This window comes from Mesorhizobium sp. Arg314 (assembly GCF_053714275.1).
Genome location: NZ_JBSKBP010000013.1, coordinates 72,435 through 86,205 on the forward strand (window position 1 = coordinate 72,435; position 13,771 = coordinate 86,205).

General features: G+C 62.7%; 17 protein-coding genes. 11 read left to right on the plus strand and 6 right to left on the minus strand.

Going from position 1 to position 13,771, the window contains the following annotated elements; all coding sequences use genetic code 11:
• Positions 1 to 61: 61 nt before the first annotated feature.
• The 3 genes from ACWGS9_RS16125 to ACWGS9_RS16135 form a co-directional block, all read right to left on the minus strand.
• Positions 62 to 1,093 carry a sensor histidine kinase gene (locus tag ACWGS9_RS16125; RefSeq protein WP_454506182.1) on the minus strand — a complete coding sequence of 344 codons (1,032 nt, stop codon included), beginning with the start codon at positions 1,091 to 1,093 and terminating at the stop codon, positions 62 to 64.
• Between the two features lie 178 nt (positions 1,094 to 1,271).
• Positions 1,272 to 1,436: a DUF1328 domain-containing protein gene (locus ACWGS9_RS16130; protein WP_018429836.1), complete on the minus strand. Its 165-nt coding sequence runs from the start codon at positions 1,434 to 1,436 to the stop codon at positions 1,272 to 1,274.
• 171 nt (positions 1,437 to 1,607) lie between these two features.
• The gene (locus ACWGS9_RS16135) at positions 1,608 to 2,402 is read right to left on the minus strand and encodes a response regulator (RefSeq protein WP_454506183.1); all 795 of its coding nucleotides are present in this window, start codon (positions 2,400 to 2,402) and stop codon (positions 1,608 to 1,610) included.
• A 217-nt stretch (positions 2,403 to 2,619) separates the two neighbouring features.
• Here ACWGS9_RS16135 and ACWGS9_RS16140 point away from each other — a divergent pair, with 217 nt between their 5' ends.
• Both ACWGS9_RS16140 and ACWGS9_RS16145 read left to right on the plus strand, forming a co-directional pair.
• Entirely contained in the window at positions 2,620 to 2,823 is a 204-nt protein-coding gene (locus tag ACWGS9_RS16140) for a NepR family anti-sigma factor (protein ID WP_095767379.1), read from the plus strand.
• A 3-nt stretch (positions 2,824 to 2,826) separates the two neighbouring features.
• The gene (locus ACWGS9_RS16145) at positions 2,827 to 3,378 is read left to right on the plus strand and encodes an RNA polymerase sigma factor (protein WP_027166584.1); all 552 of its coding nucleotides are present in this window, start codon (positions 2,827 to 2,829) and stop codon (positions 3,376 to 3,378) included.
• A 37-nt stretch (positions 3,379 to 3,415) separates the two neighbouring features.
• Here the strand turns inward: ACWGS9_RS16145 and ACWGS9_RS16150 are convergent, their stop codons facing one another.
• Positions 3,416 to 3,796 (minus strand): response regulator, encoded by a 381-nt coding sequence (locus ACWGS9_RS16150; protein WP_320214946.1) that lies wholly within the window; start codon positions 3,794 to 3,796, stop codon positions 3,416 to 3,418.
• A gap of 153 nt (positions 3,797 to 3,949) precedes the next feature.
• Here ACWGS9_RS16150 and ACWGS9_RS16155 point away from each other — a divergent pair, with 153 nt between their 5' ends.
• The 4 genes from ACWGS9_RS16155 to ACWGS9_RS16170 all read left to right on the plus strand — a co-directional run bounded on the left by ACWGS9_RS16155 (position 3,950) and on the right by ACWGS9_RS16170 (position 6,097).
• Positions 3,950 to 4,711, plus strand: a complete 762-nt coding sequence (locus ACWGS9_RS16155; RefSeq protein WP_454506184.1) for a Crp/Fnr family transcriptional regulator — start codon at positions 3,950 to 3,952, stop codon at positions 4,709 to 4,711.
• A 198-nt stretch (positions 4,712 to 4,909) separates the two neighbouring features.
• The gene (locus tag ACWGS9_RS16160; protein ID WP_320310773.1) at positions 4,910 to 5,236 is read left to right on the plus strand and encodes an ElaB/YgaM/YqjD family protein; all 327 of its coding nucleotides are present in this window, start codon (positions 4,910 to 4,912) and stop codon (positions 5,234 to 5,236) included.
• A 6-nt stretch (positions 5,237 to 5,242) separates the two neighbouring features.
• The gene (locus tag ACWGS9_RS16165; protein ID WP_454506185.1) at positions 5,243 to 5,707 is read left to right on the plus strand and encodes a phage holin family protein; all 465 of its coding nucleotides are present in this window, start codon (positions 5,243 to 5,245) and stop codon (positions 5,705 to 5,707) included.
• A gap of 189 nt (positions 5,708 to 5,896) precedes the next feature.
• Positions 5,897 to 6,097 (plus strand): hypothetical protein, encoded by a 201-nt coding sequence (locus ACWGS9_RS16170; RefSeq protein WP_454506186.1) that lies wholly within the window; start codon positions 5,897 to 5,899, stop codon positions 6,095 to 6,097.
• A 7-nt stretch (positions 6,098 to 6,104) separates the two neighbouring features.
• Here ACWGS9_RS16170 and ACWGS9_RS16175 read toward each other — a convergent pair whose 3' ends face one another.
• Complete coding sequence (locus ACWGS9_RS16175) at positions 6,105 to 7,025, minus strand: diacylglycerol/lipid kinase family protein (protein WP_454506187.1); 921 nt, start codon at positions 7,023 to 7,025, stop codon at positions 6,105 to 6,107.
• Positions 7,026 to 7,266: 241 nt separating this feature from the next.
• On the opposite strand from ACWGS9_RS16175, the gene ACWGS9_RS16180 reads away from it, so the two are divergent.
• A complete protein-coding gene (locus tag ACWGS9_RS16180) occupies positions 7,267 to 8,634 on the plus strand; it encodes a PRC-barrel domain-containing protein (RefSeq protein WP_454506188.1) in 1,368 nt (455 codons plus the stop codon).
• 119 nt (positions 8,635 to 8,753) lie between these two features.
• On the opposite strand, the gene ACWGS9_RS16185 is transcribed toward ACWGS9_RS16180, so the two are convergent.
• Positions 8,754 to 10,307 carry an alkaline phosphatase family protein gene (locus ACWGS9_RS16185; protein WP_454506189.1) on the minus strand — a complete coding sequence of 518 codons (1,554 nt, stop codon included), beginning with the start codon at positions 10,305 to 10,307 and terminating at the stop codon, positions 8,754 to 8,756.
• A 213-nt stretch (positions 10,308 to 10,520) separates the two neighbouring features.
• Here ACWGS9_RS16185 and ACWGS9_RS16190 point away from each other — a divergent pair, with 213 nt between their 5' ends.
• The 4 genes from ACWGS9_RS16190 (at position 10,521) to ACWGS9_RS16205 (ending at position 13,703) form a co-directional block, all read left to right on the plus strand.
• Positions 10,521 to 11,453, plus strand: a complete 933-nt coding sequence (locus ACWGS9_RS16190) for a VOC family protein (protein WP_454506190.1) — start codon at positions 10,521 to 10,523, stop codon at positions 11,451 to 11,453.
• A 3-nt stretch (positions 11,454 to 11,456) separates the two neighbouring features.
• Positions 11,457 to 12,086 (plus strand): alpha/beta hydrolase, encoded by a 630-nt coding sequence (locus tag ACWGS9_RS16195; protein ID WP_454506191.1) that lies wholly within the window; start codon positions 11,457 to 11,459, stop codon positions 12,084 to 12,086.
• Between the two features lies 1 nt (position 12,087).
• Complete coding sequence (locus tag ACWGS9_RS16200; protein WP_454506192.1) at positions 12,088 to 12,387, plus strand: GNAT family N-acetyltransferase; 300 nt, start codon at positions 12,088 to 12,090, stop codon at positions 12,385 to 12,387.
• Between the two features lie 257 nt (positions 12,388 to 12,644).
• A complete protein-coding gene (locus ACWGS9_RS16205; protein ID WP_454506193.1) occupies positions 12,645 to 13,703 on the plus strand; it encodes a dipeptidase in 1,059 nt (352 codons plus the stop codon).
• The last annotated feature ends 68 nt before the right edge of the window (positions 13,704 to 13,771 follow it).

Sequence of the window (13,771 nt, forward strand, 5' to 3'; positions counted from 1 at the left end):
CCGGAACGGTTCGCCGTTTCCATGGAAACGGCGAATCGCTCTCACGCCATCGGCAGCGCGGTCAATCCGTTTCGAAATTCCCGCGCGGGACAGTGAGGCGGTATTCCATCCGGTCTTTGCCGATTTCGAGCGTTGCGGAGCCATTCAGCGACATCGGCACGACGCGCTCCAGGGCCACGCTGCCGAAGCGCTTCTCATTGCGCGGCGCGTCGCCGACCGCCTCCGTCCAGGTCAGCAAAAGGTTAGGCGGGGTTCCGTTTTCGGCCTCGAGCCTAGCACGCACCTCGACGTGGCCGTCCGGCCGCGACAGCGCGCCATAGCTCACCGAGTTCACGGCCAATTCATGCATAGCCAGGCCGATGTGCAGGGCGGCGTTGGGATTGAGATAAGGATTTTCGCCCGCGAACCGCAGGCTTTGCGCCAGATCGCTGCTGTAGCGGCCGACCTGGCCGGATACGAGCTCCTGCAGTGCCGCTCCCCGCCAGTTGGATGATGTGACAAGGTCCTGCGAGGAAGCGAGCGATTGCAGCCGTCCGCGAAACCGCGCCAGGAACTCGCCAAGCGTCTCCGTATAGCGCCCGGTCTGGGTGGCGATGCTCTGGATGATGGCCAGGAGATTTTTCGATCGATGGCTGACTTCGCGCAACAGCGTCTTCAGCGTTTGCTCGCGATGTTTCTGCTCCGTCGTCTCCACCATGGTGGTGACGACGCCGATGACTTCGCTGGCGTCCCCGCGGTCGGCATCGATCCAAAGCTGGAACCAACGGATGCCCTGGCTTCCCGGAATGCTGAGCTCGAACTGGTCCGCGTTACCAGATTCGATCACCTTGAGTTTGGCGGCTCTTATGTGTTCGGTCTGCGCCGGCGAAAGCAAATCCTTGCCGTCGGCGGTTTCGGACGCCCAGGGCGCGCTCATGTTGCGCGCCCAGACCGTTTTCATCTGTCGATCCTGGTAGAGAACCGAAATTCCGGCATTATGCAGCGCGTGAAGCAAGGCGCGCCCCACCTGCATCCCGCTTTCGGCGGGATGCATCGCGATCACTTCGCCGTCCTGTTTTTCAAGCCTGTCTTTCGTGGGACCCTCGGAAGGCATTGGAAACATCCCGTACTCGGTCCTTGAACGGCTCAATTCACAACTGGTTCCGCACGGTATCGGCACCCGTAGTTGCGTGCGGTCTCTCCAAAAGCGGTCCGCCGGACGGTGCCCCTGTCGAGGCGCCGCCCGGCGGTGGCTGGAAACCGTTTGAGGGGTGCGGCTTCCAGTGTTGCGGTCAGGCTCTCCTGAAGAGACCCGCGATGAGCGAAATCACCAGGAAGGCGAGGAAGATGAAGAACAGGATTTGCGCGATGCCTGCCGATGTACCGGCGATGCCGCCGAACCCAAGCGCGCCGGCGATGATCGCAACTACGAGAAATACGAGCGCCCAGTACAGCATGATGCGTCTCCTTCTTATGTCGGGAAAAGAACGTGGCCCGGTGCCGTTTGTTCCACCATTCGCTGAAAAAGACGATCCCCTTGAAGGGCTTTTCAGATCGCGAAACAGACAAGCGCCACACGAGACGCGAAGGCCTCGCATGACGCTCGAAGGTTCAGGTTTCGGAACTGATCAGGCGGCGGCCTTCGCCTGACGGTCGAAGAACAGGGCCTGGCTGATCAAAGCCTTGACCATGTCGGGATTGAACGGCTTGGTGACCAGAAAGGCTGGCTCCGGGCGCTCGCCGGTCAGCAGGCGTTCCGGGAAGGCGGTGATGAAGATTACCGGCACAGGCGTCGAGGACAAAATCTCGTTGACGGCTTCGATGCCGGAACTGCCGTCGGCGAGCTGGATGTCGGCCAGAACCATTTTCGGCCGTGTCTTGCCGAACATGGCCACTGCCTCGGCATGCGTACGCGCCGTGCCGACGACGCGGTGGCCGAGGCTTTCGACCATTTCTTCGATGTCCATGGCAATCAGCGGCTCATCCTCGATGACCAGAACGTCGGTCGCGACCTGCCGCGAAATCTCGTTGCTTGCCTGGGCAAGCAACTCCGAAAACTCATCCTCGTCGACATCGAGAATTTCCGCCGCCTCGTCCTCGCTGAAGCCCTCGACGGCAACCAGAAGGAAAGCCTGCCTCGGCAGGGGCGCGATCGCATTCAGATTGGCTGCGGCCCGCTGCTCCCAAGCTGTCTGCGCCTGTTCCTGCGGCACGCGGATGGCCACGGACGTGAACAGCTTGGCGAAAACCTTATATATCGCGATGCGGTCGCTGGAGGCGTCGGGAAAGATATTGGTGTCGGCGATGATGGCTTCCAGCATGGCGGCGACCAGCGCATCACCGCTCTCCTGCGATCCCGATACCGCCCGCGAGAAGCGGCGCAGGAAGGGAAGATGCGGAGCGATGGTTGCGGACAAACTCATTATTTACGTCTCCCTCAGATGACGTTGCACGTTCAAGGCCACGCTGATGCAAGCCCCTGAAAATCAACGCCGGCTTCCAGAAAAAGTTCCGCCCGCTGTGGAACTAAATTAGCGAGCGGGCGTTTGGGGGTCTCGGGATGGGCAGCCAGACGAGGGTTCCGCTTACGTTGTGGTTTGAAGTCGAAGAGCGGTTCGCGTGCTGGAAACTAGGGCGACTATGAAAGAAATGTCAAAAAAACAGATGGCTGATGCCGCAAGCAGGCATCGGAACGGGGATGGCAACCCGCTTGGGGCAAACTCCGAAATCGCCCGCAAGCTCAAGCAGTATTATGACGAGTTGGTCTCGGACCATGTGCCGGACCGCTTCGCTCAGTTGCTGAGCCAGCTGGAACAAACCGAACCTGCCCAGAAAAAGGACTGAGGCATGGCGGCGGTATCCCAGAGCTTCAAGACCGAGCTGCTCGGTGCGATCCCGAGCCTGCGTGCCTTTGCCGTGTCATTGACACAGAATGCCGACCGGGCCGACGACCTCGTCCAGGAAACGCTGGTCAAGGCGTGGGACAAGCACGAGAGTTTCCAGCCGGGCACCAACCTCAAGGCCTGGCTATTCACCATCCTGCGCAACGAATTCTATTCGCAGATGCGCAAACGCGGCCGCGAAGTGCAGGACAGCGACGGCATCATGACGGCCAGGCTTGCAGTTCATCCGGCCCAGCATGGCCAGCTCGACCTCAAGGATTTCCGCGGCGCATTGGAACAATTGCCCGAGGACCAGCGCGAAGCCATCATCCTGATCGGCGCTTCCGGCTTTTCCTATGAGGAAGCGGCCGAGATCTGCGGCTGTGCGGTCGGCACGATCAAGAGCCGTGTCAGCCGGGCGCGCACCAGGCTGCAGGAGATCCTCAAGATTTCCGGAGAGGACGAGTTCGGGCCCGACGCGATTTCGGCGCAGGTGACAGGTTCGAACGCCGCGTAAGCCGCACCACCATGGTGCCGGCTGCGGCGATGACCCGTCAGGCCGCGTTCGCGCGCCCGCAGGCGATGGCCACCGCTTCAATCAGATCGTCGCCCGAGTATGGCTTGGTCACCAGCCGGATGTCCGGGAACGAGCCCTTGACTTCGTCCGAATCCGAATAGCCGGAGGCGAACACGAACGGCACGCCCTCGCTGCGCAGCCGCGCGGCGAAATCCAGCGTCGAAACGCCGCCGAGCATCAGATCGACAACCGCCGCGTCGAAGCGCGAAGGCAGCGCCTGCCCGTCGATCTCACCAAGATCGCGCGCGATCGTCACATCCGCGGCGCCGTGGTCACGGCAAAGCTGCTCGACATCCATCGCGATCAGGAACTCGTCTTCCAGGACGAGGATGTGGAGTCCGTCAAGCAATGCTGGCACTTATGGGTGTCTCCTCGGCGGGGCCGCACTCATGCGCGGAATTCGTCGCCATGTCATTTAAAAAAGACATGGGCATGACGCCTGGCGGAACCGGTGTCGATCTCAAGCGTTTCTATGCGCCCGACAGGGCAGGGATTTCGAAGAGGGGTCGAAATGTCCAGCCAAAGCCTACGTTCGTTTGCCAGTCGTCAGTACCCTTGCGAAAAGTGTCCGCTGCGGCCACTGCCCGCCTTTCGCGAATTCGACAAGCAGGAATTGTCCTTTATCAGCACCTTCAAGCGCGGCGAACTGGCAGTCGACAAAGGGGCGACCGTATTGGTCGAGGGCAGCCATAGCGCTCATCTTTATACGGTACTTTCGGGCTGGGCGTTTCGCTACAAGCTCTTGCCCGACGGCCGGCGACAAATTCTCAATTATTCGATGCCGGGCGATCTCATCGGCTTGCAAGGTAGCCTGATGGGCGAGATGCAGCATTCCGTCGAAGCCTTGTCGCCAATGCTGCTGTGCGTTTTCGAACGCGAACAGCTGCACGAACTCTACCGTAACTATCCGGGCCTTGCCTACGACATCACCTGGATCGCGTCGCGCGAAGAGCGCATGCTGGACGAGAACCTGCTCAGCATCGGCCGCCGCACCGCGCTCGAACGCGCCGCCTATCTCATCGCCTTCATTGCCAGCCGGGCTCGCGGCGTCGGCCTCAATGGCAAGACGCCCGTGCAGATCCCGATCACGCAGCAGCACATAGCCGACACGCTTGGCCTGTCGCTTGTCCATACCAACAAGACGATCCGCAAGCTGATCGACCGCAAACTGGTCATGTGGCGGGACGGCGGCTGCGAGGTTGGCGATTATGATGGACTGAAGAAGCTCGCCCGCTGGGAGGGCCTCGGCGAGGAACGCAGGCCGCTGATTTAGAGTGGTTCAGCGTTTCATTGAATCGCCGACCCGCTCTGAGTATTTATGCAATTCCGGATGGAAGGCTACGGCGAAGCCGCCGAGTCTAACCGTTTCACATTCTTCCTGGGATTGCCCTGGAGCGCCTTTGAGCCGTGAAGACTGGAACCTTGGCATCGAACGGACGTTGAAACCGAAGCAAACGCAAGGAGTTAGAGAATGGCAACCGCTGCCGGCAAATCCGCGACGAACGAAGCGACCACCGCCGATCTGGAGGCCGATATCGAGCAACTGAAAGCGGATATCCAGAAGCTCACGGAGCAACTCGCCAAGACAGGTCAGCACGGCTACGGCGCGGCCCGTCGCGCCGCCGCGGATGGCGTCGAACAGTTGCGCGCGCAGGGCGAAGCCGCGTTCGAAAGCGTGCGCGGAAGCGCCGAGGATATAGAAGCGCAACTGATAGCCAAGGTGCGCGAGAAGCCGGTGACGTCACTGGCAATCGCGGCAGGCGTCGGCTTCCTCTTCGCCCTTCTTTCCCGCCGCTAGCCTCAGATGGGGACGCTTGTCTCGCTGATCTCGGCCCTGGCTTCGGGCGAGGCCATGGCCGCCTTGCAAAGAGCGCGGATGACGGTGATCCTTTACGGACTTGCCGCCGTTTTTGCCCTGTGCGGCGTCGGCTTCCTCATCGGCGCCGGCTATATCTGGTTGGCGGGGCGCTACGGACCGCTGGCGACCAGTCTCGGCTTCGGCATCGGGTTCCTGGTGATTGCCGGCCTCATCCTTGTCATTCACAAACTGACGATCAGGATGCGGGCCAAGCGGCGTGCAAGACGGCGCCAGGCCGACATGACGGCGGTAGGCATTACCGCGGCGCTCGCCCTGCTTCCGGCGCTTGCCAAGAGCAAGGGCGGGCTGGGCGCCGTCGTCGCGCCCGCTCTGGCTGTCGTCGCCTACGCCATCTATCGCGAGAACGCCAAACCCAGACCGCCCAAGCCGGACCCGGAAGACACGCCTTAAGGCAGTTCGCTTTCCCAGAGCCGCTGACCCGCTAGGTATTTGCTTTGACGGCCGACTTGTCCGTCACGCTCCCAAGCGTCACGGACCGCGGTCATTCATCAGATGATTGCGTTGCCACCGGGTGGGAACCTTCCCGAACAGAGCCCGTTACCCGCCTGGAGCGCCCGCCGCCGCGCAATATGGGGGCCAATGGTGATCATACCTGAAGACAAAGCGCGCCAGGGACATTGGGGATGGCATGCTCTCAGAATCCTTATCGCCGGGCTGTTGCTCGCTTTCATTGCGTGGGGAGCAGTCGAGATTTACGGAGAGCTGATCAAGTCGCCGACGACGCAGCAGAGCGTGCCGACGGCGCCGGCCGCAGAGCAGAAATCCACCCAAGGGAGCTAATCTTCCCTCACGCCGCCTTTGCCTGAGCATTGCTCGCGGGGACAAGCACGTTCAGTGCGCCGGGGTGAATCTCGATTGTGGTTTCGCGTTCGAGCCTGATCAATTCGCCATCCAGGACGGCGCTGAACTTCCTGGTGGGTGAGCGGATTTTCAACACCGCCTTGCCAGCCTGATGCATCTCGATATGCGCGCTTTGGCGCCACCTGCCGCGCAGCGTGTCGAGCAACAGCTTCGCCAGATGATGACGCCGGCGCGCGACGCTGACATAGATGCCGAGCACGCCGCCGGCCGGGTTGTCGGCGTAGGGCAGATGGCCTTCGCCGAACAGATTGTTGCTGATACCGATACCGGTGGTGCGGGTGACGATTTCGGCCGTGCCGATGGTCAGACTCACCTTGAGCGCCGGCGGATTTTTGATCGTTGCCCAGGCGGCGCGCGCGGAAGCCTGCATTTTCCCAAGGCGCGAGCCAAAATCCATCTTTTCGCGCAGCTGAACCATCTTTGCGTGCATGCCGATGGAAAACTGATGCACGAAAGGCTGACCGTTGGCGCTCGCCATATCGACGGCGATCACCTCTCCGTCGGCGAAGGACTTCAACGCAGCCTCCAGCGTTTGCGGAATGCCGAGGCCGCGGGCGAAGAGATTCATCGTACCGGCCGGGAGAATGGCCAAGGCTTTTTTCTTGTTCATGAGAAGGGATGCGGCCGTGGAAATCGTCCCGTCGCCGCCGCCGGCGAGGATGACGTCGACGCTCCGCTTCGCAATGGCTTTTTCCAACGCCGTGGCGATGTCGCGACCGGCGACGATTTCGATCTCAACAGAATGTCCGGCAGCTTCGAGTATCTGACGCAGCTGGTCGCAAAAAGCCTGGATGTCGATGGTGCGGAGCATGCCACCGTCCTGGTTCAGCACTGCAGCAAACCGCATACCCACTCCGTATCATCCTCAGCAGGAGGCTGAATGACGCCTCAGCCGCAGGCTGGAACGGAAGTGCCGGCGCAAAGGTTCCCCCGGGGTCAGGAAAGAGAGCGGCGATGCCGACACGGCTTTTTGGAACAACGTCACGGTCACAACGTTTTGAACCTGTCGACAATGCCGCTTCCGACCTGCCGATCCGAGGCTAGGCCCAGGGAGCGTCATGCACGAAATCAGGCACGAGGAGACCGTCATGATCCGCACACTTTTTGCGACAACCGCACTTGCAACGCTGGTTGCAACCGGCGCTTTTGCGCAGACGACAACGCCTGCGCCGGCCCCGGCCCCCGCAGCCGAAAACCCGGCTCCGGCCATGCGCTCCGATGGCGCGCTGATGACCAACATTATCGGCGTGTCCGTCTATAACGGCACCGGAGACGATGCCCAAGATATCGGTAAGGTCGACGATGTCGTCTTCGATGCCAGCGGCAAGGCCAAATCCGCCATTATCGGGGTAGGAGGCTTTCTGGGCGTCGGTAAGAAGGACGTCGCCTTCGACTACGGCAAGCTGGAATGGGCCGAGAAAAATGGCGACCGCTGGCTGGTGGCAAAGACTACCAAGGATGAGCTGACCGCCCAGCCGGCATTCGACCGCAAGCCATACGATCCGGCTCCGGCGCAATCAGCCGATGCGACGCAGCCAGCCGCGACCGACAGCACGGGAGCGCAGAAGCCAGCCGCGGCGCAGCCGGCCGAACCGGTGAAGAAGGCGGAAGGCAACCTCGCCACCAACATCATGGGTGAATCGGTCTATAACGGCACCGCGGACGATGCCCAAAAGATCGGCGACGTGAAGGACATCGTGCTTGCCAAGGACGGCAAGGCGGACTCGCTGGTGATCGGCGTCGGCGGCTTCCTCGGCATCGGTACGAAGAACGTCACTTTCGACTTCGCCAAGGCCAAGTGGGCCGAGAAGAATGGCGACCGCTGGCTGGTGGCGGAGACCACCAAGGAAGAACTGCAGGCGCAGCCGGACTTCAACCGCAAGGCCTATGATCCGGCGCCCGGCTCCACGACGGCTGCAAGCAATGCTCCGGCCACGACCACGCCTGCGGTGGCATCGTCGGACGCAACTTCCGACAAGGGAGCCAAGCCGGCGCAACCGGCCCAGGCGACCGCCGAGACCAAGCCCGCGGCGCCGGCACCGACAACGGCTGAAAACAAGCCGGTCGACAACGGCGCTGCTGCCACCGACCAGACCAAGACCGCTTCGATCGACAAGTCGACGCTGACCGAGATGCCCATGGGCAATATCCGAGGCGACGACCTCAAGGGCACCACTGTCTATGGCGCCAACGACGCCAAGATCGGTTCCATCGGCGACGTCGTGCTGACGCCCGACAACAAGCCTGACGCGGTGATCGTCGATGTCGGCGGATTCCTCGGCATCGGCGCCAAGGAAGTGGCGGTCGGCATGGACAAGCTCAAATTCATGGCCGACAAGAACGGCAAGAAGTACCTCTACACCAACTTCACCAAGGAGCAGCTGCAGGCGCAGACCGCCTATGAAAAGGGCAGCTATGCCGAGAAGCGCGACCAGCAGCGGATGATGTTGAAATAGGAATGAGGCAGTAGGCAGTAGGGGTTAGGCAGTAGTAAAAGAAGAGTTGCCAAAGCACCTCGGCGATTGGGAATATTCTACTGCCTACTGCCTACTGCCTACTGCCTACTGCCTACTGCCTACTGCCTACCCACATACCCGGCCACGCCATCGTCCGTCAGTTCCGCCAATGCCAGCGACTGATCGAGGTGGGCGGCGCGCCAGGCAAGCATCTTCTCGGCTAACTCGAGCCGCACCGGCAGATAGGCCGGATCGTCAGCCACGTTGTTCAGCTCTCCCGGGTCTATCGACAGGTCGAACAGAAGCGGCGGCAGACCGCCACCGAAATGGACATATTTGAAGTCGCCCGTGCGGATGGCGGCGAGGTTGCATTGTTGTGAGCCGATGCCGAAATGGCGCTCGGCTTCGCCTCCGGCGATTGTGCGGAAATCAAACTCCCAATGCGCGGCGTCGCGCCAGGTCTGCGGTTGCTTGCCGTCGATCCAAGGCGCGAGCGAGCGGCCGTCGAGATGGCGCTGCGGCGCGGCACCGATCAGGTCGAGCAAGGTCGGGAAGATGTCGACGGCCTCGGTGAAATGGTCCACCGATGAGCCGGCCGTGGCTCTCTTGCCCGGATCGCGGATGATCAGCGGAATATGGTAGCTGGCGTCGAAGAAGCCACCTTTGCCGAGCATGAAATGGTCGCCCATCATCTCGGCGTGGTCGGAGGTGAGCACGATGACGGTGTCGTCCCAGGCGCCTGCCTGCTGGAGCCCCCGCCAGACGCGGCCGAGCTGTGCGTCGACCTCGGAAATCATGCCGTAATAGATCGCACGGATGCGGCGGAAGTTCTCCTCGCTCCAATCCGGCACCTTGCCCTCGATGCCGGGGACGAACTTTGTCCTTTTCTGCCTGGCGAGATCGTAGGCGAGGTAGGGGTGGCTCCGGGCTTCGGCTTGCCAGTTTGCCGCGCGGTTGAAGGCGGGACCTTCAGCCGGATCGTACATGGTGTTGTAGGGTTCCGGCACGATGAAGGGCGGGTGCGGGCTGATGAAGGAGATGTGCGCGAACCATGGCGCGCTCTTCTCCTGCTCGCCAAGCCAGCGGATGAATTCGCCGGCCAGGAAAGCAGTCGGCGTCTGGTCCTGCGCGTAGATCGGAGGTGCGTTGGTTACATCGCGTTCCGCCTGCCCGCTGGCCGGGCGGTGGATGTCGGGGCTGCCGGCGCCGGCGTCGATGCCCTGGGCCCGCAGCCATGACAGCCACTGCTTCTGATGCTCCGGCAGGGACTGCCGCACGGTGAAGCCGGGCAGAACGCCTTCATAGCTGCGCAGCCGCGGATCCTCGGCCGCAAGCTGGCGCGGATCGAGCGAGACATCGGTGTAGCCGAACAGGGTCGGGTCATAGCCAGCCGCGCGCGCCGAAAGCGCGATGTTGCCATGGCGCGCGTCGAGCGGCGTGCCGTTGCGGCAGACGCGATTGTTCATCTGGTAGAGGCCGGTATAGAGGCAGGCGCGGGCCGGCGAGCAGGGTGCTGCCCCGCCATAGTGGCGTCGGAAGAGGACGCCGTCGGCGGCGAGTGCGTCGGCATTCGGCGTCGTCACCACCGGATGGCCGGCGGCCGACAGGCAATCGCCACGCCACTGGTCACAGGTGATGAGGAGGACATTCGGGCGGCTCGTCGGATTGTCCAAGATTGTCTCCTTGTGGAAGGGCCCAGATGGAACGGAAATCACCGGCGTTGCAAGCCAACGCAGGTGATGGATTGGTGAACATATTTCGAACGGGCGTTCACTTTTATGAAACAGTCCATTCTGTGTTTGCCCGCTTTGCCGGTGGCCGGGCTATCCTCATATTGGCGTGGACAGCGGCGAGGGCCGCATAAGGACAAGGGAAGGAGCAACATCATGCTCAATCAGATCAAGGGCCTGCATCACGTGACCTCGATGGCCAGCGATGCGCGCCGCAACAACGAGTTCTTCACCAGGAAGCTCGGCCTGCGCCGGGTCAAGAAGACGGTCAATTTCGACGCGCCGGACGTCTACCATCTCTACTACGCCGATGAGGTCGGCACGCCGGGCTCGGTGATGACCTATTTCCCGTTCCCCGATATCGCCAAGGGCCGGCATGGCGTCGGCGAAGTCGGCACCACGGTGTTCTCTGTGCCGGAAGGCACGCTCGCCTATTGGGAAAAGCGCTTCGCCGATGAAGGCGTGGGCAACGTTGCCCGCGCGGAAAGCTTTGGCGAGAAGCGCCTCACCTTCACCGGTCCCGACGGCGACAGCTTCGCTCTGGTCGAGGACAAGGCCGACAGCAGAGCGCCCTGGATCAAGGGCGTCGTTCCCGGCGACGAGGCGATCCGCGGCTTTCACTCTGTCTCGCTCAGGCTGAAGGATGGCGGCGCCACCGAGGAGCTTTTGAAGTTCATGGGCTATGAGGAGGTCGACAAGTCGGGCAACGTCCGCCGGCTGGCGATCAAGAACGGCAATGGCGCCGATGTCGTCGACATCGAATCGCTGCCGGGCGCCGGCTTTGCCAATCTCGGCGCCGGCTCGGTGCACCATGTCGCCTTCGCGGTCGAGGATCGCGCCAAGCAGCTCGAAGTGCGCAAGGCGCTTGTCGACACGGGCTATGGCGTGACGCCAGTCATCGATCGCGATTACTTCTGGGCGATCTATTTCCGCACGCCGGGCGGCGTACTGTTCGAGGTGGCGACCAACGAGCCGGGCTTCGACCGCGACGAAGACACCGCGCATCTCGGCGAGGCGCTGAAGCTGCCGTCGCAGCATCAGCATCTGAGGCCCTATCTCGAACAGCATCTGCAGAAGCTGGAAGACTAAGCCATGAGCAAGGACGCTTACATCCACAAAGTGCTGCCCGGTTCGCCGGGCAGTCCGCTGCTCTTCGTCTTCCACGGCACCGGCGCGGATGAGAACCAGCTTCTTGGTTTCGGTCGCGAGCTTGCGCCTTCGGCGACGATCATCTCGCCGCGTGGCGATGTGTCGGAGCAAGGTGCTGCCCGCTTCTTCCGCCGCACCGGCGAAGGTGTCTACGACATGGACGACCTGGCGCGCGCGACATCGAAGATGGCGGGCTTCGTCAAGGCGCATGTCGAGGCGGCAAAACCCTCGGCGGTGTTCGGCCTCGGTTATTCCAACGGCGCCAACATCCTGGCCTCGGTGGTGTTCGCTCAGCCGAACCTGTTCGACGCGACTGCGCTGATGCATCCGCTGATCCCGTTCGAACCCGATGTCCAGGGCAGCCTTGCCGGCCGCCGCATCCTGATCACGGCCGGCAGGCGCGATCCGATCTGCCCGCCCAACCTGACGTCGCGGCTCGAGGCCTATTTGCGCGCCGACGGCGCCGATGTCACAGTGGAATGGCACGACGGCGGGCACGAGGTTCGGCCGAATGAAATCGAAGCGGCGCGGCGGCTCTTTGCGCCGGCGCCGGCTGCCGAAGGAGGCAAATAAAATGGCTGACCAACTGCCCGAGATCGAACTTGAGGACCACGGCTCCAAGGGGCGCTACGTGCTGCGCGGACCAGGTGGCGCCGAGGCCGAGATGACTTTCACCAAGATCGGCGAGCACCAGCTCATCATCGATCACACCGAGGTGCCGGATGTCTTTCGCGGCCAGGGCGCCGGGCTTCGGCTCGTCAGCCGCGCGGTCGAGGACGCGCGTGCGGCCGGCAAGAAGATCATCCCGCTCTGCCCCTTCGCCAACGCCCAGTTCCGTCGCCACCCGGAATGGGCGGATGTGCTGAAGCAGTAAGCGCCTTCTCCCCTTGTGGGAGAAGGTGGCCCCGAAGCGGCCGGATGAGGGGTGCTCCAGGGGACGCCAACGTGTCACTCCGCTGGAACACCCCTCATCCGTCTCGGTGCTGCGCGCCGATCCACCTTCTCCCACAAGGGGAGAAGGAAAAGAGCCCAGCCTTCGCATTTGCACGGCCCGGCCATCTTGCCTAAGTTGACGGTTCGCTCGGACGAAACCTGTCGTCCCGCCCGTCACTGATTTGAATGGCTCCCCCGATGACCGATACCGACCTGATCCCCGTGTTCGACGGACATAACGACACGCTGCTTCGGCTCTACCAATCGAAGGAAGCCGACGTCGAAAAGCTGTTCATCGAGGGGACGCCGGGCGGCCATATCGACCTGCCGCGCGCCAAAAGGGGCGGCTTTGCCGGCGGCATGTTCGCGATCTTTCCGCCGCCGGTCGAAAAGTCGAAGCGCAGCGCGGTGCCGCCGGCGCCGAGCGACAACGAGCCTTTGCCGCCGGAACTGCCGCAGGCCGAGGCGATCACCTCGACTATCGGCATGGCGTCGATCCTGTTCCGGTTGGAGCGCGCCGGCGCGCTGACCGTCTGCCGCAGCGCCGGCGATGTGCGCGACGCCATGGCGAAAGGCTCGATCGCGGCGGTGTTCCATATCGAAGGCGTCGAGGCAATCGATCCCGAGCTTGCCATGCTCGACGTGCTGCATGCCGCCGGGCTGCGTTCGCTGGGCATCGTCTGGAGCCGCCCGAATGCCTTCGGCAATGGCGTGCCGTTCCGCTTCCCGTCCTCGCCCGATACCGGGCCTGGCCTCACCGATGCCGGCAAGGCGCTGGCCAAGGCCTGCAACAAGCTCAAGATCATGATCGACCTGTCGCATCTCAACGAAAAGGGTTTTCGCGATGTGGCCGATCTTAGCGATGCGCCGCTGGTTGCCACCCATTCCAATGTGCATGCGATCTGCGGCCATTCGCGCAACCTGACCGACTGGCAGCTCGGCGCGATCCGCGAGACCGGCGGCGTGGTGGGCCTGAATTTCGCCACCGGCTTCCTGCGCGAGGACGGCCGCATGAATGCCGACACCAGCATCGACATCATGGTGCGCCACATCGACTCGCTGCTGCAGGCGCTGGGCGAGGACGGCGTGGGCCTGGGCTCCGATTTCGACGGCGCCATGATCCCGGCCGTCATCGGCGACGTCGCCGGCCTGCCCAAACTCACCGACGCGCTCGCCGCGCGTGGTTTCGGCCGCGCGCTGATCGAGAAGATCGCTTACAGGAACTGGTTGAGCGTACTGGAAAGGACGATCGGATAAGCCGGCGCTACTGCGCGTAGCCGGTGCGGTGCAGTCGGCAAGGGGTCCTCTTCGAGCCGGGCGCGCAG